Source organism: Nostoc sp. NMS8 (assembly GCF_017115045.1).
Classification (GTDB): Bacteria; Cyanobacteriota; Cyanobacteriia; order Cyanobacteriales; family Nostocaceae; genus Nostoc.
This window is the reverse complement of record NZ_JABXKK010000113.1, coordinates 167,066-188,755: the sequence shown is the minus strand read 5'-3', so window position 1 is coordinate 188,755 and position 21,690 is coordinate 167,066. Positions and strand designations below refer to the sequence as shown.

The following is a 21,690-nucleotide window of genomic DNA, read 5'->3' as shown; positions in this document are numbered from 1 at the left end:
GGGGTAGCCCTACGCAAAAATAGCTCGATGCCAGGTTTATTCTTACAAACTAAAAGCCTCTCTAATTTTATTAGAGAGGCTTTTAGTTTAATTAGTGTTTACTTAAAGTTCATTAACTTGTTCTGCGTCAAAACGCCTTTTTAAAAATTGTTGTTTACTACACCTTTAATTTTTTATTTTTTGAAATGCCACTTGAACTGCAAAACATTACAGGCGGTTATGCCTTAGTGCCAATTGTCAAAGACATTAACCTCACTCTGCAAACAGGAGAATGGTTAAGTTTAGTTGGTGCTAATGGCTCAGGTAAATCTACTTTACTCAAATTACTGATCCGTATTCTCTTACCACAACATGGAACAGTGCTACTGGATGGTAAAGCAATTCACTCTCAACCTCCAAATTTAGTTGCACAGAAGCTAGCATTATTACCGCAACAACAAACAGTTCCCGTTGGCTTAACAGTGCGACAATTAGTAAGTTTAGGACGCACACCCCATCAATCTTGGTGGCAATGGGAATTAAATGCCCAAGATTGGGTAAAAGTTGAAGCTGCAATTAAAAAGACGCAATTAGAAAAATTAAGCGATCGCTTAGTCGAACAACTCTCAGGTGGTGAAAGACAACGGGCTTTTTTAGCTCTAGCACTGGCGCAAGAACCCAAAGTTTTATTATTAGATGAACCGACAACTTTTTTAGATATCAACTATCAATTGCAACTATTGGAACTGCTCAAAGAACTGAATCAACAGCAGCAATTAACTATTGTCACAGTTTTACACGAATTGAATTTAGCAGCTCGGTATAGTTCCCGCATTGCATTATTAAAACAGGGTCATATTTGGGAAGTTGGTAAACCTGAAGAAGTTCTGACACCAAATGCGATCGCACAAGTGTTCGGCGTAGAATCAGTGATTATTCACACACCCGTTGGATTACAAGTTTGTGCTATTTCTGCTGTTTAAGATTCTAGTCCTAAAGTTTTGATCGTAAAAAAGCCTTGGATACCCTGTCCTGTAAAGAGATGGGATATTCAAGTTGGCAAATAACAACAAAACTGAACGCTCATCCTAAGACTTGGTTTGCTGTGTTTGTGCATCGATAATTACACTCCAGTCATCGTTCTTCACCGCACCTTCAAGTTGACGCTGACGTTCGGCTTGACTTGCATCTGTTGTTTCTAGCTCTTTAGAAAGAGTTGTATCAGCCATTGCTTTCCGTAGTTTTAGCTTTTTATCCTCGTAGGCTTGACGTTCAGCCTCCGACATTACGGCCTTAGTAGCTTCGCCTACTGTACTAGCCCACATTCCACTTTCGGAAGCATTACCAGGTGGTGTACTTTCGAGTTGTGCTATCCAGGTATCTCGCAAATCTTCCATTTCTTGGCGCTTGGGGAATTTGAATGATTGCACACGCACAAAAGCACACTTTTGCTTACCATTTTGGCGAAGATGACTGTTTAGGGAAAGCAACACATTTCGAGAATAGCCAATGTACTGGCTGCGGCGTTTTGCGTCCAATACTGCGTAAACACCAGCAATTTTTGCGTTCTGAGTAACTGCACTCCAAGCTTCAAGGTCAATGATTTCAGTACCATTGTTTGCCAGTTCAGGAGTTATACTCACCTCAACGGCAGCATGTTCGTCTTCAGAACTGTACAAAAATTCATGTAGTCCACGGTGGTTTATGGGGACATTTTGATGTTCAATTGGTGGATTGTGCTGAGTTTCCATCGCAGTTTATCTCTGAATTATTAATTAGCAATGCCTACGGCAAGCGCGAAGCGCTACGCAAGCAAATATATGTCCTTAAAATATTGAAGCTTAAATCTACTCACATCTCCAAATTCTTGTTCTGAAAAAGCAAAAAATAACTATTAAACTTCCGATGAATCAATTGACACCTAAGAATTGGATGTTCATCAAACAGCGTCTAACGCCTTATTTATTTTTACTACCCGCCTTGATTATTTTAGGGTTAACTGTCTTTTGGCCTGCATTGCAAGCGTTTTACCTCAGTTTTACCAGCTATGAAGATATTGCCCAGCCGCCAAAATGGATAGGTTTCGCCAACTTCCTCAAGCTTTGGAAGGATGCAGTTTTTTGGAAAACTTTGGAAAACACTTTTTCATATCTTGTGGGTGTAGTACCAATTTTAGTAATTGCTCCCTTAGTGCTAGCAATTTTGGTAAATCAGAAATTGCGGGGAATGAATTGGTTTAGAGCAGCATACTATACTCCAGTGGTAATTTCAATGGTGGTTGCGGGAATAGCTTGGAAATGGCTGTATGCAGAAAACGGATTACTTAATCAGTTATTTAAAGCTTTAGGTATTTTTCTAGAAGGTATTCCTTGGCTAACAAGCCCAGCAAAAGTTTTTGGCATCGTACCAATTTCTCTTGCCAGCGTGATGGCTGTCACGGTGTGGAAGGGATTAGGCTACTACATGGTGATTTATTTAGCAGGGTTGCAATCAATTCCTGCGGATGTGTACGAAGCCGCAGCCATCGATGGTTCTGATGGTATCAGCAAACATTGGGATATTACCATACCTTTGATGAAGCCGTATTTAGCACTAGTGGCGGTGATTTCGGCTATTTCTGCGACCAAAGTGTTTGAAGAAGTCTACATTATGACTCAAGGAGGGCCACTCAATAGCTCGAAAACTATTGTTTATTATCTATATGAGCAAGCCTTTAACAACCTAGAAATTAGCTATGCTTGCACGATTGGGTTAGTACTATTTTTGATCATTTTGGGGTTATCGATTTTGCGATTAGTTATTAATCAGCAAGGGGATGATAATATCACAATCTGATATTGACTTATTTGAGACGGGGATTTAAAATCGGTTCTGATATTCGACAACTGCACGACTATCATCGGTTAAGTTAGTGGAAGCACGAACACGAAATTGGTCATTTATCCGGTAATTAACACCCCACTGGAATGGGTCATTTGTGGTCAAAATTTTGATGCTGGAAACAGATATCTTAGAAGAAATATCAACCCCAGCCTCAGCTGCTAATTCCAAAGTTGAATTGCTTCTTCCTGCTTCGGGATTCTCAGAAATAACGGTAGGAAATATCCGCAATTCACTTAAGCCAAAGGTACTTCCAATCTGGTTAAAAGCTGACTGAAAATTGTTGAATACAGCCGAACCTGCGATGTTAATCAGACCCAAAGTACTGTCTGCACGTCCTTGGGTGTCTACAAATCCGCCTCCTAAAAGAGCGACAATTTCGGTTTGACTACGTGACGGACTACTTGTTAGTTCTAAATTTTCATTCAGTTTGCTCGCTAAACCGTTGATAGTGGCTTCGACTCGAACACTCTCTAACGCTGATAAACCTGTGGCATTTACTCGGCCGAAGTCATTACTTTGAGTTACGTCCAGTACTTTGGCAAATAGCCGAATATCTAAGTTGGGATCGCGGGGTTGAGAAGGACTAAAAGTTGCGGTGTGTTTATAGCCACGAGCAAGGTTAAATTGGGTAGTAAATAAATTGACTCCACCTTTTTCTAACTGGATAGTGCCATCGGGTATTGGTTGATTGATTGAGCCGTTAACTATGAGATTACCAGTGGCGCGGAAGCTGAGAATAGGGGCACGGGTAATTTGGACATTTTTACCTAGTTCCAAATCTAGATTCTTAAATCTGGCGATACCTAACGGCAAGGCTGCCGCCGATTTATTTTCTGTACCATTCCCAATTTCAGGTTTACTCTGCTTATTGGCTTTTGTTGGTGATACGCCAATACTACCATTTGCAGATGAAGCCGTGCCGGTAGATTCTGCCAGCAATACCTGACCATCAAATAAATTTACTTTACCTCCAATCATGGGGTTAAGGGCAGAACCAGTAATCTGCAAATTGCCGCTAGCGCCTCCCTGGTAAAGTCCTTTGAGATTCAACGCTAGCTGATCGAGGTTAACAGTCAGGGGATTGTTGATAGTCACGTTCTCATTATTGAAGATGGGAATTTCTCCAGCAGCTTCTACCTTTCCACGGCTAAATCTACCTTGAAGATTTTCTACTAAGATGCTGTCAAAATTAAACAGCACTCTACCTGTGACACGTCTCAGCTTACCTGGCAAAGCCTGGGCTGAAAAAGTAGCATTATTGACAGTAGCAATTCCATCTACTTGGGGTTTTTGCAATGTTCCCCGCACCTTGAGGTCTACTTCTCCTTCACCTTTTTCAAATACCACTTGATTAGTCAATGCGTTTAACAATGCCAATCCCTCGTTTTCTAACTTCATATCCAAACTGATTTGTTCGCTGTCTGGTGCCACAGAAGCAAAAGGCAATTTATAAGGTATGCTGCCAGTAATATCAACAGGTTTTGGCCCGGCAACTGCTACAGTACTACCAAAGTTTAAGCGCCCGTTGGCATAACTGAAACTTGCTGTTGCTGACTCTATTTTGCTTTGATTTAGTATTCCTTCTGTGATTTGCAATTCCCCTCTAGCTTGGGGATTGGCAATGCTGCCTGCTAAAGCTGCTGTAGCGTTAAGATTACCTGTGATTCCAACTGGCAGTTTGACAAAATTATTCAGTACTTGTACCGGAAAATTATTCACCCGCAGCTGACCAGATTGTTCATCACCGCCAACGTTACCCGTGAAGGCAACTAACCTGTTTTGAGATTCGAGGCGTAATGGTCGCAAACTCAATACACCATTTTCAAAGTTGCCTTCAGCAATCACTTTGTCGGCAGTATAAAAACGATTTCGTTCTTCCTTTTTACCCCAAGCAAAGTTTTCTCCATTCAAATTAAATTCCACTGATAATCCATTAGTTGTAGCTGTATTTACAGCCACTTCTCCATTGAAAGTCCCCTTTAAGTCTGCTAAATCCGGTATGGGAGTGGAATCAAGTCGTTGTTGTTCCTTTTCTGCTACCAAAGTTTCAATTTCAGAAAACCGTTGGATTTGGGTTAATAAGGGTTGATTTGGCGCTCCTTGGGGGGTGGTGATTAGATCCGCTGCTGTGCCGTAGATTTCTGCGGAACCACCTGGCAAATTTTGTAAATCAAATACTTTTGCTACAGCTACAACATCTTGGATCTCACCCTGCTTGACGTTCAGTTTACCTTGTAGTTGAGGCCCTTTCGGAGTTTGATCGAAAGTGCCGACAAGGGCGTAGCGACTGCTGCCTTTGACAAATTCGCTACTTGCGAGTGTGGCTTTACCGTTACTGTAGCGGAATTGAGCAGCTATTCGATCGCCTTTAACTCGGCCAATTTGCGGATTAGCGATCGCTAAATTCCCCGTTGTTGCCAATGTCTGCTGATTAAATAGCAAATCCCCAGTCAACAAACCAGCGATCTTACCAGCACCCAATCGAGTAATTGCTGGCGGAGTCAAATTCAATATTTGTAAGGGGAAATTTGCAACTTTTAGTGCCCAATCATTCCCTTGAATATTACCTGTGGCTGATGCTTGCTGCCATTTGACTAAGAAAGATTTCGGGCGATTATTGGCATCTAAATTGAAGGATAGGCGATCACTATTACCTACTAAGTTCAAATTTAAACCGCGTCCCTGTGCGGAATCGATGTTTCCAGTTAACAACGGCTCAAAGGCAATATTTTGAACAACCAAGTCTCGTAAGTTGATTTGTCCTACCACATTTGGTAAGGGCAGCTTACCAGTGATTTGACCATTAAAATCTACTCTCCCCGCCACAGCAACCTGATTAGGAAAATTAATTGGTAACTGTTTTAAGTTGTAATTCTGTGCCTGGACGTTGAGATTTAGGGCAGTAATTTCCGGTATGCCTACCTTTTTGGCATTGGCTAATATGTTACCAGTCACACTTAAACCGGGAGCAGTTGCTCGCTCAATGGTCAGCCTTTCACCACTCCAAGCGATCGCAGCACTCAGGGGTTGCTCTAGACCAGGGATACCTTGGGATAATTGCACCTGTCCAGCGGCACGCACATCAGCTAATTTAGACGATCCTAGCGTGCCAACTAATTGCAACTGACCACCAAACTGACCCCGTAATTGCTGATTTAACCGATTTAATTCCACACCACCAGCATTAATTACAGCTTGATAGCGACCATTAGCCACTTGGATATTAGAGGCTGCGATCGTTCCACCTGCAACATTCAGCCGTCCCTCACCGCTGGCTTGAATGGTTTGTGGTTGAAAAGATTCAACAGAACCCCCCACATTTGCTTGACCAGTTAACACTCCTCGGAACTGCGGTGGTACTGCTGCCAACTGCTGCAACGGCACATTATTTGCTTGAACTTGCGCCCGGAATACACCATTAGCCACTTGTATATTAGAGGCTGTAATTATTCCACCCGCAACATTTATCCGCGCTTGACCCATAGCTTGGATAGTTTGCGGTTGGAACGATTCAACAGAACCTGCCACGTTTACTTGACCAGTTAACGCTCCCTGGAATTGCTTTGGTACTGCTGCCAACTTCTGCACAGGTACATTCTTAGCCTGAACTTGCGCTTGATAAACACCATTAGCCACTTGAATATTAGAGGCTGTAATCGTTCCACTTCCAACATTTATCCGCGCCTGACCACTAGCTTGAATAGTTTGCGGTTTAAAAGAATCAACAGAACCCGCCACGTTGAACTGACCAGTTAACGCACCTTGGAACTGCTTTGGTAATGTTGCCAACTGTCGCACAGGCACATTTTTAGCCTGAACTTGCGCCTGATAAACACCATTAGCCACTTGGATATTTTTAGCTGTAACCGTACCACCACCAATAGCAAGGCGACCTTCACCACTGCCATTGAGGGTTTTGAGGCTAAAATTCTCTCTGTTACCTGCGATTTGGAACGTTCCACCCAAAGGATTATTTAAAGCTGGGGGAGACTGTTTCAATATTTGTCCCAGCCGCACATCATTAGCTACAAGTTGAGCAGAAAAGCTTTGCTCTTGCAATTGGATATTAGAAATTGCAACTGTGCCACCACCAATTTGAACTCCTGCCCCATCACTGCGAACCGTGGCAATTTTAAAGGGTGCTGTGCTTCCTGAGAGGAGGAGACGACCATTAAACTGTGCTGCCGCCAAAGAGACATTTTGCAGTTGACTTTTGTCTACAAAGGGTTCCAATTTCACCCCAGAGGCAACCGCCACAGCTTGCCAATGCTCATTGGCATAACTACCAGTTCCCCTGACTGTGCCACCACTGACATTTAGAGCCACATTGCGGAAAGAGATGGTGCGATTTGGAGCGATCGCAACTTCGCCAGTTCCGGGGTAAGTTCCGTTGGGAGCTTGGAACTGTACCACGGTTTGGACATTGGTGGGAGCGCCAGTTAGTTCAGCTGTAGCTGAGACATTGCCGATTTGAAAAGCGGGTGTTGTTTCATAAACTTTTGCGATCGCATCCCCTGGAACATTTTTAGCAGCAAAATTTAAATCCAGTCGTGGGCTTTTACCGAGTTGAATTGTACCAGCGCCCGTAATGTCGCCACCAACTTTAGCTTTACCTTGAATATCTTTCAGGGTAATTAAAGAGGAACTAGTAACAAGCTCAAATTTACTACTAATACTATTAAAATCAACTTTATCAATCCGAGCAGCTTGGATTGTGGCAACTGAGCCAGAGAGAATTGGCTCTTTAGTTGATCCGGTAATTTGTAAGTCTGCTTGTACTTGTCCAGCGATCGGCACAGGTAGTTTTATCTTGAGAGTCTCCTGGGCATTCGCCAAACTCACCGCATTTACACGCGCTGCCAACTTAAACCCTGCTTGAGTGTCGATGATTCCCGTAGCTACTAGGGGAATTTTGCCGTAGTTGCTAGTAACATTATTTAACTGCAACTCCGTTCGTTGGAAGTGCAGGTTTCCTTGACTATTGCTCAACAATTGCGGGACTTTGGGTATTTGAAGTGTTACCCCTTGTACAGCAGCATTGCCAAATAATAAAGTTTGCTGTCCAGGCGTCAACCGAACCAGCAAGTCGCCATTGGCTCGACCCGCCTGCAAGTTCACTGGTAACTTAATCAACCGAGTAATATCCGCAGCCAGCAAGTCTTGTGCTTGCACCTGGAAGTTTCCTGCTAGTACCCTGGAACGAGTCTCTCCCTGAATGGAAATACTGCCACCACTATCTGCTTGACCCCCAACTTCAAACCTGATTAACTGGTTGTTTGCTAGGAGTTTGGCAGATCCGTTGAGTTGAGAAAATATTACGGGGGATAAGGGAGACGTGGAAGATATTCCTACCCCTGCTCCCCCTGCCCCCTGCCGCCTGCCCCCTGCTTCCTCTGCCCTCTCCTGCGGCATCAACGCCAGCTTGGCATTGCGAAACCGCAGGTTGTCCAAATCGGTTTTAATCGGGCCGCCTTCACCTGACGACGCTATAGTAGTGGAAATCCAGCGCCCTTGGTCATCCTGTTGAATATAAATATCTGGGTTGACTAAGGTGACATCTAGCTTCAGGTGGCGGTTAAAGATTAGTTGTGGCAGATCAAAACCCACCTCCACAGATTCCACAGTGGCCCGGTCTGGATCTGTACTTGTCGCGGGGATAGCGGAAGCCCCAAACTGCACTCCCGTCAAAGAAAATTGTGTGACTTTTCCCAGGTTTATTGGACGGTTGAGTGTAGTAGTGAGACTTTGTTGTGCCAAAGGTGTTAACTCTGTTTGGACAAAAGTCCACAACCGCCAAATACCGACAATAACTCCTAACAGTAAAAGTCCGCCCAAGGCAATGCTACCCCGACTCAACACCAGCAACCACATACGCTTGCGGTTAGGGTAAGGGGAGTGATGATCTTGATTGGAAGATTTAATCATTTGCTTTCACTGTATTAATTGCCGGATGTCGCTGGCACACACAAGCATTAACTGGCACATTGATTCAGTATGCCATTTCCAGGATACGCCAACTAAACCCAGGACTCATTGGTTAAGTTACGGTATTTGCTCGATCTAATCTCGATCTAATACTTATGCTTAATAATATTGGCGTTTTCAGGAAAATCTGAATAGAGTGAAAATTGTTCCTGTGACTTCCCTTAAGGCACAATCTCGAACTTTAATATGAATAAACCTTAAAAAGGACAGATGATTACACCAATGCGTGTCTTTGTATTAATTTTTAATGCTCGAACGGAAAATGAGGGGATTCACACGATTCGGGAGGGCGATCGCAATAAAATTCTGATGTTCGAGTCAGAAGACGATGCGACGCGCTTTGCCCTGATGTTAGAAGCTCAAGATTTCCCCGCACCAACACCAGAACCGATCGATGCTGAGGAAATCAAGGAATTTTGCGAAAGTGCTGGATATGAATGGGAAATTATCCCAGAAAACAGCAATTTAGTTGTCACTCCCCCAGAACTGAATGTAGAAGAAACTGACTGGCAAGCAGATGCCAAGAAGGAGGATACTGTTGAAGACACCTTCTTGCTCAATCAACAGCCACTAGAAGAACCAGAATTGTCTGATTCTGAATTAGAGAAGATTCGTCGCAAATTGGAAGGATTGTTGTAAATGGTCATTGGTCATTGGTCATTGGTAACTAACAAATGACAAATGACTAATGACAAAGGACAAATGACAAATGGCAAAAGACAAATGACAAACTTGCAGGAACGCGGACATCTTTTAACCGAGCTGGTAAATTCTAACAGTCTGAACTTAGACCAGCTCAGTTCTCTGGAATTGGTGGAGTTGTTTAATAACGAAGACCAAAAAGCCGTCGCAGCCGTTGCAGCCGCGAAAGTTCAGTTGGCAGAGGCAATTGAGCGTACCGCAGAGCGTTTGCGCCACGGTGGACGCCTATTCTATATCGGTGCAGGGACAAGTGGCCGGTTAGGGGTATTAGATGCTGCTGAGTGTCCACCTACTTTTTGTACACCCCCAGAGTTGGTACAGGGGATTATTGCTGGTGGCGCTGGCGCACTGGTACGCAGTTCTGAAGATTTAGAAGACAGCATCGAAGGTGGTGAAAGTGCGATCGCTGGACGACATGTTACCCAGCTAGATGTCGTAGTTGGCATTACTGCTGGTGGAACAACGCCTTATGTCCACGGTGCGCTTCATGCTGCTCGTCAGCGAGGAGCCACAACTATTTTTATCGCCTGTGTTCCCGCTGAACAAGTTAGCTTTGATGCCGATATCGATATTCGTCTATTGACAGGGCCAGAAATCATCGCCGGTTCAACTCGCCTGAAAGCTGGTACAGCCACTAAATTAGCTTTAAATATCCTTTCTAGTGGTGTGATGGTCAAGCTAGGCAAAGTTTATGGCAATCGGATGGTGGATGTGGCGGTAACAAATCAAAAGTTACGCGATCGCGCTTTGCGAATTTTGCAAGACCTCACAGGTTTAAGTCGGGAAGCTGCTGGTTTTTTACTAGAACGCAGTGGTAAATGGGTTAAGCTGGCGCTATTGATGCACTGGACTGGTTTGGAAAAAGATGAAGGCGATCGGCTGCTTTCAGAACACCAAAGTAATCTCAGAGCAGCTGTTGTGAGCTATCAAAACCACAACCAAATTGAATAAATTTTCCTAAATAAATACTAGATATTGAGTGAAAAAGAATGTAGAGGCATAGCAGTGCTACGTCTCTATAAGTTTTGTGGATAAAGCATATTTCTGGAGATGTCTACTCTATAATCTGGCTGCTACTTGTCTTATTAGTAAGCCTTTTTCAAAAAAATATTTCTTAAAAAAGCTGACATCAACTAAATGTATTAATAATTGCAAACTTAAATAAATATTTTTAACATGTATTGCTAATTTCAATAACTAAAGCACAACTCTCTAGAGACTGCTAATACTTTTTAAACAAAATTCAGAACTTATACGGATATGATTTTGTATGAAAATTATTAAAATGATATAACAATACTTCATGATGTGGACGATGGCAACCTACTTTAGTCATAAATATTAGCAGAATTAGCAGAAAAATAAAGTCTGCTAATAAAAACTCGATGCTAAATAAATTATTTAATAGGAACAGTTTTACTATCTTCCTATCTACCTTGCTTTTAATAATCTTGATTTAGACTGTTATGTACCAAATGCATTTGTACTTATTCACATATTTACTGAACACTACTGTGGCGGAAGTATTGCCTGGCTTTAACAAAGAACTTGAGTAATTTATTAGGTTAATTGAGATGCTAGCTAGATTTATGCCTTTCTATACTAGTGTCGGTTTTAATGGCTAGATTAAAAAAAAGGAACAAACTATGCCCCATCAGGAACTTATTTCAAATAATCTAGTAAATGAATTTAAAGCTTGTACTCAGTTGCAATACAATGGCAAATTAAATATTAAGAGTTCAAAGGGCAGTCAATGGACTTTTTACTATCGGTTGGGACGCATAGTTTGGGCGACAGGGGGAACTCATCCCTTCCGACGTTGGCGTAGACATATAGCTCAAAATTGTCCCCAAATTGATGTTGATAAGTTGCAGTTACGTGTGCAAGACTTATCAATTGATTACTGGGACTATAAATTGATAGAAATCTTTTATAAAAAACAGAAAATCCAGAGGGAACAGATTCAATCTATTGCAGAAAATACCATAGCAGAACTATTATTTGACCTAGCTTTACAAGGAAACTTTGCTTCTATTAGTTGCAATCGCAGCCAAGAAGTTATCTTAGAAACCCCAATGAGCTTCACGAGTGCAGAAATGTCTGTAAAGCACATGCAGGACTCGTGGAAAATTTGGTCAGAAGCTGGTTTAGCAAATTTTTCTCCTGACTTAGCACCAGTTCTCCGGCGACCAGAACAACTTGAGCAGATGGTTAGTCCATTTGTCTACAAAAACTTTGTGAATTTAATCAATGGCAAATTGACTCTGCGAGATTTAGCCATGAAAATGAAGCAGAGTGTACTGCCACTCACTCGTTCGTTGCTTCCTTATATCCTTAAAGGAATTATTGAATTGGTACAAGTACCTGACTTGCCTTTAGGAGTTACTGAAGCCAACAAGAACTCTACTAGCACACAAGCAAAGAAGCGAATTGCTCCATTAGTGGCTTGCGTCGATGATAGCCCTCAAGTATGTAAAATGCTAGAGGATATTATAACTTCCAATGGCTTGAGGTTTGTCAAAATTCAAGATGCTGTACAAGCTTTACCAACTCTCATTCAGGATAAACCAGACCTGATTTTCTTGGATTTGATTATGCCAGTTGCCAGTGGTTACGAAATTTGTACTCAGTTACGACGAATATCTACCTTTTCCAACACGCCAATAATTATATTAACAGGCAGTGATGGTCTGTTAGATAGAGTTCGTGCTAAAGTAGTTGGCTCTACAGATTTTCTTACTAAACCTGTAATGTCTGATAAGGTAATGAGTATTGTCCGCAAGTATTTGCCTACATCAAGTGTATCCACTGACAAAAGTATATCTACTAGTTTAGAGGTTTGTAATTAGGGAGAATAGAGACGATTTTTGATTCTGCATTCTTCCTCAAAACTTATAGACTTTTCCACCTCAGTAAAAATTAAATTATTGAGGTAAAACTATTTTTAATTTTAGATTTACTCAAGCAATCAAGTCATTGGCTATGTCAATTAATTTTGGATTTAAAGATTTATTCTTACGTTTAAATTCGCTTACTTTCAGATATTTTGAAATTTTTAGTCTGCAATCAAAAATTCGGTGATAAAACTATCTTACATTTAAATATATATTAAGTTATATTGATTACGTACTTTTTCTGATGTTGATATATAAAGATTGAATCAAAATTAGACAAATACAAAAATTTGTATTTATAGCAGTCCTATTTGATTTGTGAAATATTGGTTAGGGCAGAAAGGGGTTAGGGCTAGTCTCTAGTCCCTTCCATGTCTTTTTTGAGTAATCATTTAGGATCTATATATTTTGTTTAAATTTTGAGAAAAAGTTAACGAGTAATTGCCATGAATACTGTTTTAGTTGTTGAAGATGGCTTAACAGATATGGAAATAATCAGCCGCTACTTACAACAGGCAGGTTATTCTGTGATTAGCGCCACCAGCAGTGAAGAGGCTCAAGATAAAATAGATCAAAACAAGCCAGACCTAATATTTCTCGATGTAATTTTACCAGGTAAAAGTGGCTTTGAAATTTGCCGAGAACTGAAAACTAATCCTAACACTAGCAACATACCTGTGGTTTTTTGCTCTACAAAAAATAGTGATGTAGATAAAATTTGGGGTAATATGTTAGGCGCTGATGGTTATCTATCAAAACCAATTGATCGAGAAGAACTAGCGGTAGTTTTAAAACGATTACTTAATTAGTACAAATTTCATAAATCAACAAATACTAGAAGTCACTGTTTATTAAATAGAACCTCTGTAAGAACAAACAATAACTGCAAATAGTGGCGCAAGATAAATAATCAAGGACAAAGGATCAATAGCTTTGGAAACCCAGGAAAAATTTTTAAGTTTTAATTTGGGAGTAAGTGATACAGCCGTAATTTCGTTACAACACATTACAGAAGTTTTGCAAGTATCATTACCAGAAATATGTGGCGTTCCTCAGATGCCAAGTAGCGTCTTGGGTATTTATAACTGGCGTGGTGAGATGCTTTGGTTGGTTGATTTAGAGGCAATGTTAGGTTATCCTTCAATTTCCCAAGGGACAAACTTACTCTCAAAAATGATGGCGATTGTTCTGCAAAATAAGGGTAAGTACTTGGGATTATTGGTACGACAACTTATAGATATTGAATGGTTGGATACTAAGGAAATGAAGCCGCCAACGGCGGAATTATTTTATCCTAAAATATCACCTTTTTTACAGGGATATTTTATTAATAATTCAGAGAATATGATTTTTAATTTGGATGCCACAACTATTATCCAAGCTCCAATATGGAGGATTCATAATTGAGTATTTAGTAATGATTAGATATCTTAAAAACATCTAATCATTAATAAGCAAATATCATAGTATTCTTACCTGCCACATATCAAATTATTATCCATCATTTTTTGAGGTTAATCAAATGACATTTTTGTATAACAACAGCCATGACAATGAGCCTCTAATCTCTGAATTAGAAAATCAGAATGGTAATGCCAATGTAGCGAATATTGCTACTAATGAAATATCTTTATTAAATGCGATCGCTCAGGAATTTAAAGCTTGGCGGCGACAGTTACAAGACATTGCAACTCACATGCGCCAAGCACCAGATTTTGATGCACTACTCAAAATAACTGTAGCGCAACTTAGAGAAAAGATTGGCTGCGATCGCGCCTTAATTTATCAGTTTACTTCCAGGGAATCAGGTAATGTTTTAGCAGAATCCAGAACACTAGGTTGGACACCAACTTTAGGCGAAAATATTCCCGGAATTATTTTCGGATTATACACTAACCAAGACTATATAGAACCTGTAGTTATTGATGATATCAATCAGATTCAACTTACCCCTTATCAAAAGCAACTTCTAGAAAAATTTCAAATTAAAGCGAGTTTGAGTTTACCGATTGTAGTAGAAGGTAAAGTGTGGGGTTTACTAGCAGTAAATAATTGCTACTCAACACGACAGTGGCAAGAAGTAGAAATTAGTCTACTATCTCAAATTACAACAGAATTGACTTACAAATTACAGAGCTTTGAATTCCAAAAAGAACAGCAGCAGCGGATACTAGCAAAAAAATCAGTATCTAAAGTCGTCGACAAAATTCTGCGGGCATCAAATGTCGATAAGCTTTTTCAAACAACCACTCAAGAAGTACGTCAATTACTAAAATGCGATCGCGTCGGTGTCTATCGCTTCAAACCTGACTGGAGTGGTGAGTTTGTCTCTGAATCAGTGGGTAATGGCTGGGTAAAAATGGTAGGCCCTGATTTTTACATGGTCTGGGAAGATACTCACTTACAAGAGACTCAAGGAGGACGTTATGCCAATGGTGAAAGCTTTGTAGTTAATGACATTTATCAAACGGGCCATGCTCAATGTCACATTGACATTTTAGAGCAGTATGAAATGAAGGCTTATATCATTGCACCGATATTTGCTGGAGAAAAATTATGGGGTTTACTGGCAGCTTATCAAAATTCTGGGCCTCGTGATTGGCAACCTTGGGAAGAAAGCTTTGTAACTCAAATTGGGTTGCAATTTGGCGTGGCTATCTCACAAGGAGAATATCTGGAACAAGTGCAAACAAAATCTGACCAACTAGCTCAAATAGTTGAACAAGAGAAAGTTTTCACTAAGATAGTCAACCGCATCCGACAATCTTCAGATGTAGAAAGCGTCTTCAAAACAACCACTCAAGAAGTGCGTCAATCACTACAATGCGATCGCATCGCTGTCTATCGTTTTAACCCTGGCTGGGGTGGCGAATTTGTGGCTGAGTCTGTGGGTACTGGTTGGACAAAACTGGTAGGCCCTGATATTAAAACCGTTTTGGACGATACCTACTTACAAGAAACTAAGGGAGGTAGGTATGTCAGAGGTGAAAACCTTATCGTTAATGACATTTATGAAGTAGGGCTAGCTCCTTGCCATATTGAGATTTTAGAGCAGTTTGAAGCCAAAGCTTACATCATTGTTCCGATATTCTTCGGGGATAAATTGTGGGGCTTGCTGGCAGCTTATCAAAATTCCAGCACCCGTGAATGGCAAAGCTGGGAAGTGAACTTTTTGGTTCAGACTAGTTTACAATTTAGCCTCGCTAAATCACAGATAGATTATTTGGAATTGGTGCGGGTGAAATCTGAGAAACTAGCTCAGATAGCGGAACAAGAGAAAGCTCTCACCAAGATCAGTAACCGCATTCGGCAATCTTTGGATGTCGAAGAAATCTTCAAAACAACCACTCAAGAACTCAGACAATTACTAAGATGCGATCGAGTTGGCGTGTATCGCTTCAATCCTAACTGGAGTGGTGAATTTATCGCAGAGTCAGCAGGTCATCTTTGGGTAAAACTGGTAGGGCCCGATATCAAAACCGTCTGGGAAGATAGCCACTTACAAGAAACTCAGGGAGGTCGATACGCCCAAGGAGAAAACTTTGTTGTCGATGACATCTATCAGGTAGGTCATTCTCCTTGCCACATTGAAATTTTAGAGCAATTTGAAGCCAAAGCTTATGTAATTGTTCCTGTATTTGCTGGTGAGCAATTGTGGGGATTACTGGCAGCTTATCAAAATTCGGGAACTCGTGATTGGGAAGAATTGGAAGTTACTTTGTTAGCACGGATTGGTGGCCAGCTAGGACTAGCATTACAACATACCGAGTATTTACAACAAGTACAAGCGCAGTCAGCAAAATTAGCAGAAGCAGTAGGAAGAGAAAAGGCAGCTAAGGAGTTACTACAACAACGATCTATTCAACTCTTAAAAGCCCTTAGACCTGCTCTCAACGGCGATTTAACAGTACGCGCACCGATTACAGAAGATGAGCTAGGCACGATCGCCGATGCTTACAATAATACCCTGCAAGCGCTGCGGCAAATCGTTATTCAGGTACAGGGAGCTGCTCAACAAGTTGCCCAAACTTCTAGCAATAGCGAGGCTTCACTAGCAGGATTGACCAATCTGGCGCAACAACAATCTGAGGAAATTACCGCAGCTTTAGGTGACATTCAACAGATGGCAGACTCTACTCAAGCCGTAGTGGCCAATGCAGAGTTAGTGCAATTAGCAGTGCAACAAGCCAATCGAACTGTCGAGTCTGGCGATACTGCCATGAACTTAACTGTAAAAGCCATCCAAGGAATTCGCGAAACGGTTGCTCAAACCAGCAAAAAGATTAAACGCCTCAGTGAATCTTCGCAAAAAATCTCCAAAGTAGTGAATTTGATTGGTAATTTTGCTACACAGACAAACGTACTAGCTCTGAATGCAGCCATTGAAGCGACTCGTGCCGGTGAATATGGCAAAGGCTTTGCAGTTGTAGCTGATGAAGTCCGTTCTTTATCTCGTCAGTCAGCAGCAGCAACCATCGAAATTGAAAAATTGGTCCAAGAGATTCAAGCAGAAACCGGGGAAGTTGCAGTAGCAATGGAAACTGGTATTCAGCAGGTAGTGGAAGGTACAAATCTTGTCAGTGACACTCGCCAAAACTTAAATGCGATCGTTTCTGCAACTGCCGAAATTAGTCAGCTAATCGAGCGAATTACCGCAGCGACTCAAAAACAAATGGCGCAATCTGTAACAGTAACTAAATCAATGCAACATGTAGCAGGAATTGCCAATAAAACTTTTGCTGAATCTCAAGAAATTGCTAGTGTGTTCCAAGATTTATCAGGAATGGCGCAAGACTTATTAACAACTGCCGATAAATTTAAAGTCAAATGAATTTTAGATTTTAGATTTTAGATTTTGGATTATGAATGAGGAGGATTTTAAGCGGAGAACAAAGCAGCTAGCATTGCGAGTAATCCGCTTAGTAGAAGCTCTTCCGCAGAGCCGAACGGCAGATGTAATTGGCAAGCAGCTAATCCGTTCAGCAACATCTGTGGGAGCTAACTATCGGTCAGCTTGTCGTGGTAAGTCAACCGCCGATGTCATTGCTAAACTCAGCTTGGTAGAGGAAGAAGCCGATGAAAGTCTTTATTGGATGGAACTTATTGTTGAGATTGGTTTATTACCGCTGGAAAAACTGAGCAATTTGATGTCAGAAAACACCGAAATTCTTGCAATGACAGTTGCATCAATTAAAACTTTACGTAACAAATCCAAAATCCAAAATTTAAAATCCAAAATATGATTACAGATAGCGAAATCCGCGAACAAGGATATATCTACTTTCTGGCTGAAGCGCCAGAATTAGTTCAAATTATTGAGCAAGAACTATTTAGCTTGTCGGAAGGTTATAGTATTGCTAAAGTTCACAATTTAATGCGAGCTACTCATACCCTTAAAGGTGGTGCTGCTAATGTTGGGCTAGAAGTAATTAAAATGATTGCCCATTTTTTAGAAGATGTATTTAAGTCTCTCTATAATCCCAAAGTGGTAGTTGATGCTGAATTACAAACACTTTTGTTACAAGCTTATGAGTGTCTGAGCATTGCATTAAATACCGAGCTAATAGGTAGTAATGTTAACGACCAAGAACTTATCCATCGAGCAACTTCAGTGTTTTCACAGTTACAAGAAAAACTGGGTGATGCTTTTGGTGCTGACTCTCAGATTCCCACTTCTGAAGAATTAGGATTTGATATTGTGCAGTCGGTTTTTGAAACGGGAGTAGAGCAACGTTTAAATAGCATTGCTGACGCTGTTAAAAATCCACCTAATGATGCTGAATTAATTGAGTTTTTACAGTCTCAAGGCGAGGTATTTTTTGGCTTGGCAGAATCTCTAAATTTACCTGGATTGGGAGAAATTGCCCAAACAATTCTGTCAGCATTGCGAGCAAATCCCACCCAGGTGCGGCAAATTGCAGAAATTGCCCTTGCAGATTTACAAAAAGCACAAGAATTGGTACTAGAAGGCGATCGCACATCTGGTGGAGAACCTTCTCCAGATTTACGAAAACTCGCAACAGTGGTAAGGAATGAGTTATCTGAAGAATTACAAAATCATTCGTCTCCTAGCATATATATCATCGATGAAGAACAGTTTTACCAGTTTCTCACGACATCTGATAACAATAGAAATGAATCGGTTAATCCCACAACTGCTAAGTTTTATTTAAAAGTAATCCGCTACATTTTTGGCTGGTTTAATCACCAGATGCGAATCCCAGAGTCAGAACTTAATTTGACATTACTAGTTCCCACATTAGAGAGAAAAAGTCTACTTAATTACATCGAAACCTGGCTGAAAAATTTTCTCAATTTTGTTCAAGAGGAAGAAGATAGTCCAAGTCTTTGTATTTATCGACGTGGGATTATCTTAATTATCCTATTTGCAGCTGCAAAGTTTCAATATTCTCTGAAAGCATCTGACAGCTACCTCTTAGGAATTAAAATATTACAATATCAAATTTATAAACTAGCAAAAGAATATAAAAATTATCCTCCTGTGAGTGGCGAAGAAAAAAATTGGTTGGATAGTCCTAAGTTACAAACGCTATTAGTAGTTAAAGAGATATCTCAACCAACTGATAACTTGTTAGAAGCAATATGGGGAGAAGAAGCTAACCAAAATCTTGCTGTTGAAGTCGTGAAGACTCAGATTAATGATTCTTCAGAAAAGCTTGATTCCTTAGCTGTCAGTGAGCAGTTAGTTGCAGATGTTCCTAAAACAGCTATTGAAGTCATGCCTGATATTTCTACACAAAGCAATAAAGAAATAGAAGATCAATCGCAGTATGTTCAAACTAAAAATTTTCGCCAACCTTCATTTATTCGGGTAGATACAGAAAGACTACAACACCTCAACTATCTAGCAGGAGAATTGCTGATTTACCAAAAACGGCGTAGTTTGCAAGATGAACAAGTCAAAGAAATAATTGAGCAATTAATCAAGCAACTCAATAGACATCAAACAACTTTAAATGAGTTACGTGATTTACCATTACAAATACAAAATATTACTTCACAAGAAACGCAAAGTTTTGCAGTGAATTTTGACTCTTTGGAAATGGATGTATATACAGAGTTTCATCTGACATTGCATGAAGCAATAGAAGAGACACTGCAACTACAAGAAACCACAGAGTCTCTTGACTTACTCGTGACGCAAGCTGCTCAAATTAGTGACAAACAAGAGAATTTAACTCTTAATATTATAGATAGCTTAGTAGAAGCACGAATGTCGCCTTTGGGCAATATCTTGAATCGCTTCCCCCACATGGTAAATAAGTTGGGGAATGTTCATGCCAAACTTGTAGAATTGAAACTTACTGGTAGTGAAGTACTGGTAGATAAAGCGATCGCAGAAAAGCTCTACGATCCCTTGTTACACTTAGTACGTAACGCTTTTGACCACGGTATTGAAACTCCACAAGTGCGCCGACAGCTTGCTAAACCAGAACAAGGTTTAATCGAAATCTGCGCCTATCATCAGGGTAGCCAAACTGTTATCGAAGTTCGTGATGATGGTCAGGGACTAAATTTAGACAGAATTCGCAGAAAAGCTGCTGAATTTTATCCCATACAAACTGAAGAAAAAACTAGAGCTTATGCTTCTAATCTAGCTGAACCTGAACTTTTAGATTTGATATTTTCGCCGGGATTTTCTACTGCTAATAAAGTGAGTGAAATTTCTGGACGCGGGATGGGTTTAGATATTGTCCGTACTCAGATGCACGCACTTAACGGTTCTATTTCTGTTCAATCTTTACCCAACCAAGGAACAATATTCATACTCAAAATTCCTTTTTCTATGACTACAGAAAAGTTAATGCTAGTTCAAGCCAAAGGTGTTATTTATGGTCTGCTTTTGGACAGTATCGAAAAAATAGTGATTCCCTCTGAACAACAGATTAAAGAAATTGAAGGTAAAAAAGTCTTACTTTGGAACACAGACAATGATGAGACTATGGTCAGCCTCCGTCAACTTTCAAAGTTGATTGATTATAATGATTCATTCTTGAATAGTACTACTCCATACAACATATCAAATACTCAAGATTCAGGTGTAGCGAAAAATCCTGTGCTTTTGTTGCGACGAAATCAGGGAAAGGTTGCTTTAGAAGTTGACCAAATAATTGGTGAACAAGAACTAGTAATTAGACCTTTAGGAAATGCGATCGCACCGCCAAAATACATTTATGGTTGCAGTAGTTTAGCTAATGGTAATCTCATCTTAATAATTGATGCTTCGTTGCTAGTAAAATCTAGCGATATCCAACAAACAACACTTAATATCAGAGCGCTACCAGTTGCTTCAGCTTCTTCCACAAATCAAAAAGTCTTGCCAATATCAGGACATACTTTTTCATCTACACCATTACTGGCTGCATCGACTTCCACGACAACTATAGAAACCATAGAAACCCAACCAACTTATTCTCAAGAGCCAGATCATAAATCACCAAAAGTTGTTTTAGTAGTAGATGACGCAATTAGCCTCCGGCAGACTCTTTCTCTCACTCTGCAAAAATCTGGCTATCAAGTAATACAAGCTCAAAATGGTGTAGAAGCTTTAGAAAAGTTACAGTTACATCCTGAGATTCAAATTGTCGTCTCCGATTTAGAGATGCCACGAATGAACGGTTTTGAGTTATTGAGCAATTTCCGTCAATACACAAATTTAGCAAAAATACCTGTAGTGATTCTCACTTCTCGTAGTGCTGAAAAACATCGCCAACTTGCCCAAGAATTGGGTGCAAAAGCTTACTTTACTAAGCCTTTTTTAGAGCATGAGTTTATCTCTAAAATTAAGGAGTTAATTAACAGTAAGACAGATGGTTTAGACAATTTACTAATAGTGGCAAATCATTGATATTTTTAGAAATACCATCGCCTTAATTAAGTAGGTGGATCTAAATAAATATAAGATAGTTCGTCATTGCGTTGGTGTAAGCCTTCCCGCAGGATACGAAGTGTTGGCGGAGCGTCTCTAAGAGTTGCAATTGCAAAGACTGAGATTGCCACCCTTCACTTCGTTCCGTACCCTACGGGTTCTCCGAAGGAATACGCAATGACATTTTATATTTAATTGCGTCTAGTTAATTACCAGGTAGATTATTTGGATATAAACCTATAGAACGTAAATACTTGGCTAATTGTTCAGCCCTTTGGCGCTCCTGTTGTGGCTGTTCTGCATCTGTCAAATAACGGTTTCCTTGCTCGTCAAAACAATTTTGGATTTTGGATTTTG

At 40.5% G+C, this 21,690-nt stretch carries 12 protein-coding genes; 10 read left to right on the top strand and 2 right to left on the bottom strand.

Annotated features, from left to right (window positions below):
• Positions 1 to 185 precede the first annotated feature (185 nt).
• A complete protein-coding gene (locus HWQ39_RS30840; RefSeq protein ID WP_292853751.1) occupies positions 186 to 962 on the top strand; it encodes an ABC transporter ATP-binding protein in 777 nt (258 codons plus the stop codon).
• Between the two features lie 105 nt (positions 963 to 1,067).
• Here HWQ39_RS30840 and HWQ39_RS30835 read toward each other — a convergent pair whose 3' ends face one another.
• Positions 1,068 to 1,730: a GIY-YIG nuclease family protein gene (locus tag HWQ39_RS30835; RefSeq protein WP_292853750.1), complete on the bottom strand. Its 663-nt coding sequence runs from the start codon at positions 1,728 to 1,730 to the stop codon at positions 1,068 to 1,070.
• A 154-nt stretch (positions 1,731 to 1,884) separates the two neighbouring features.
• Here HWQ39_RS30835 and HWQ39_RS30830 point away from each other — a divergent pair, with 154 nt between their 5' ends.
• Positions 1,885 to 2,814 (top strand): carbohydrate ABC transporter permease, encoded by a 930-nt coding sequence (locus tag HWQ39_RS30830; RefSeq protein ID WP_292853749.1) that lies wholly within the window; start codon positions 1,885 to 1,887, stop codon positions 2,812 to 2,814.
• Positions 2,815 to 2,838: 24 nt separating this feature from the next.
• Here the strand turns inward: HWQ39_RS30830 and HWQ39_RS30825 are convergent, their stop codons facing one another.
• Positions 2,839 to 8,787: a translocation/assembly module TamB gene (locus HWQ39_RS30825; protein WP_292853748.1), complete on the bottom strand. Its 5,949-nt coding sequence runs from the start codon at positions 8,785 to 8,787 to the stop codon at positions 2,839 to 2,841.
• Positions 8,788 to 9,057: 270 nt separating this feature from the next.
• Between HWQ39_RS30825 and HWQ39_RS30820 the strand changes: the two genes are divergently transcribed.
• From HWQ39_RS30820 to HWQ39_RS30785, 8 genes are all read left to right on the top strand, one after another.
• Positions 9,058 to 9,486 (top strand): DUF3110 domain-containing protein, encoded by a 429-nt coding sequence (locus tag HWQ39_RS30820; protein ID WP_292853747.1) that lies wholly within the window; start codon positions 9,058 to 9,060, stop codon positions 9,484 to 9,486.
• Positions 9,487 to 9,570: 84 nt separating this feature from the next.
• On the top strand, positions 9,571 to 10,500 hold the full coding sequence (murQ, locus tag HWQ39_RS30815; protein ID WP_292853763.1) for an N-acetylmuramic acid 6-phosphate etherase: 930 nt from the start codon (positions 9,571 to 9,573) through the stop codon (positions 10,498 to 10,500).
• 695 nt (positions 10,501 to 11,195) lie between these two features.
• Positions 11,196 to 12,398: a response regulator gene (locus tag HWQ39_RS30810; RefSeq protein WP_292853746.1), complete on the top strand. Its 1,203-nt coding sequence runs from the start codon at positions 11,196 to 11,198 to the stop codon at positions 12,396 to 12,398.
• Positions 12,399 to 12,889: 491 nt separating this feature from the next.
• Positions 12,890 to 13,252, top strand: a complete 363-nt coding sequence (locus HWQ39_RS30805; protein ID WP_292853745.1) for a response regulator — start codon at positions 12,890 to 12,892, stop codon at positions 13,250 to 13,252.
• A 124-nt stretch (positions 13,253 to 13,376) separates the two neighbouring features.
• Positions 13,377 to 13,850 (top strand): chemotaxis protein CheW, encoded by a 474-nt coding sequence (locus HWQ39_RS30800; protein WP_292853744.1) that lies wholly within the window; start codon positions 13,377 to 13,379, stop codon positions 13,848 to 13,850.
• A 115-nt stretch (positions 13,851 to 13,965) separates the two neighbouring features.
• Entirely contained in the window at positions 13,966 to 17,274 is a 3,309-nt protein-coding gene (locus HWQ39_RS30795; RefSeq protein WP_292853743.1) for a GAF domain-containing protein, read from the top strand.
• A gap of 31 nt (positions 17,275 to 17,305) precedes the next feature.
• Entirely contained in the window at positions 17,306 to 17,686 is a 381-nt protein-coding gene (locus HWQ39_RS30790) for a four helix bundle protein (RefSeq protein ID WP_292853742.1), read from the top strand.
• Positions 17,683 to 21,312 (top strand): hybrid sensor histidine kinase/response regulator, encoded by a 3,630-nt coding sequence (locus tag HWQ39_RS30785; RefSeq protein ID WP_292853741.1) that lies wholly within the window; start codon positions 17,683 to 17,685, stop codon positions 21,310 to 21,312. Before HWQ39_RS30790 ends, HWQ39_RS30785 begins: the two co-directional genes overlap by 4 nt.
• The last annotated feature ends 378 nt before the right edge of the window (positions 21,313 to 21,690 follow it).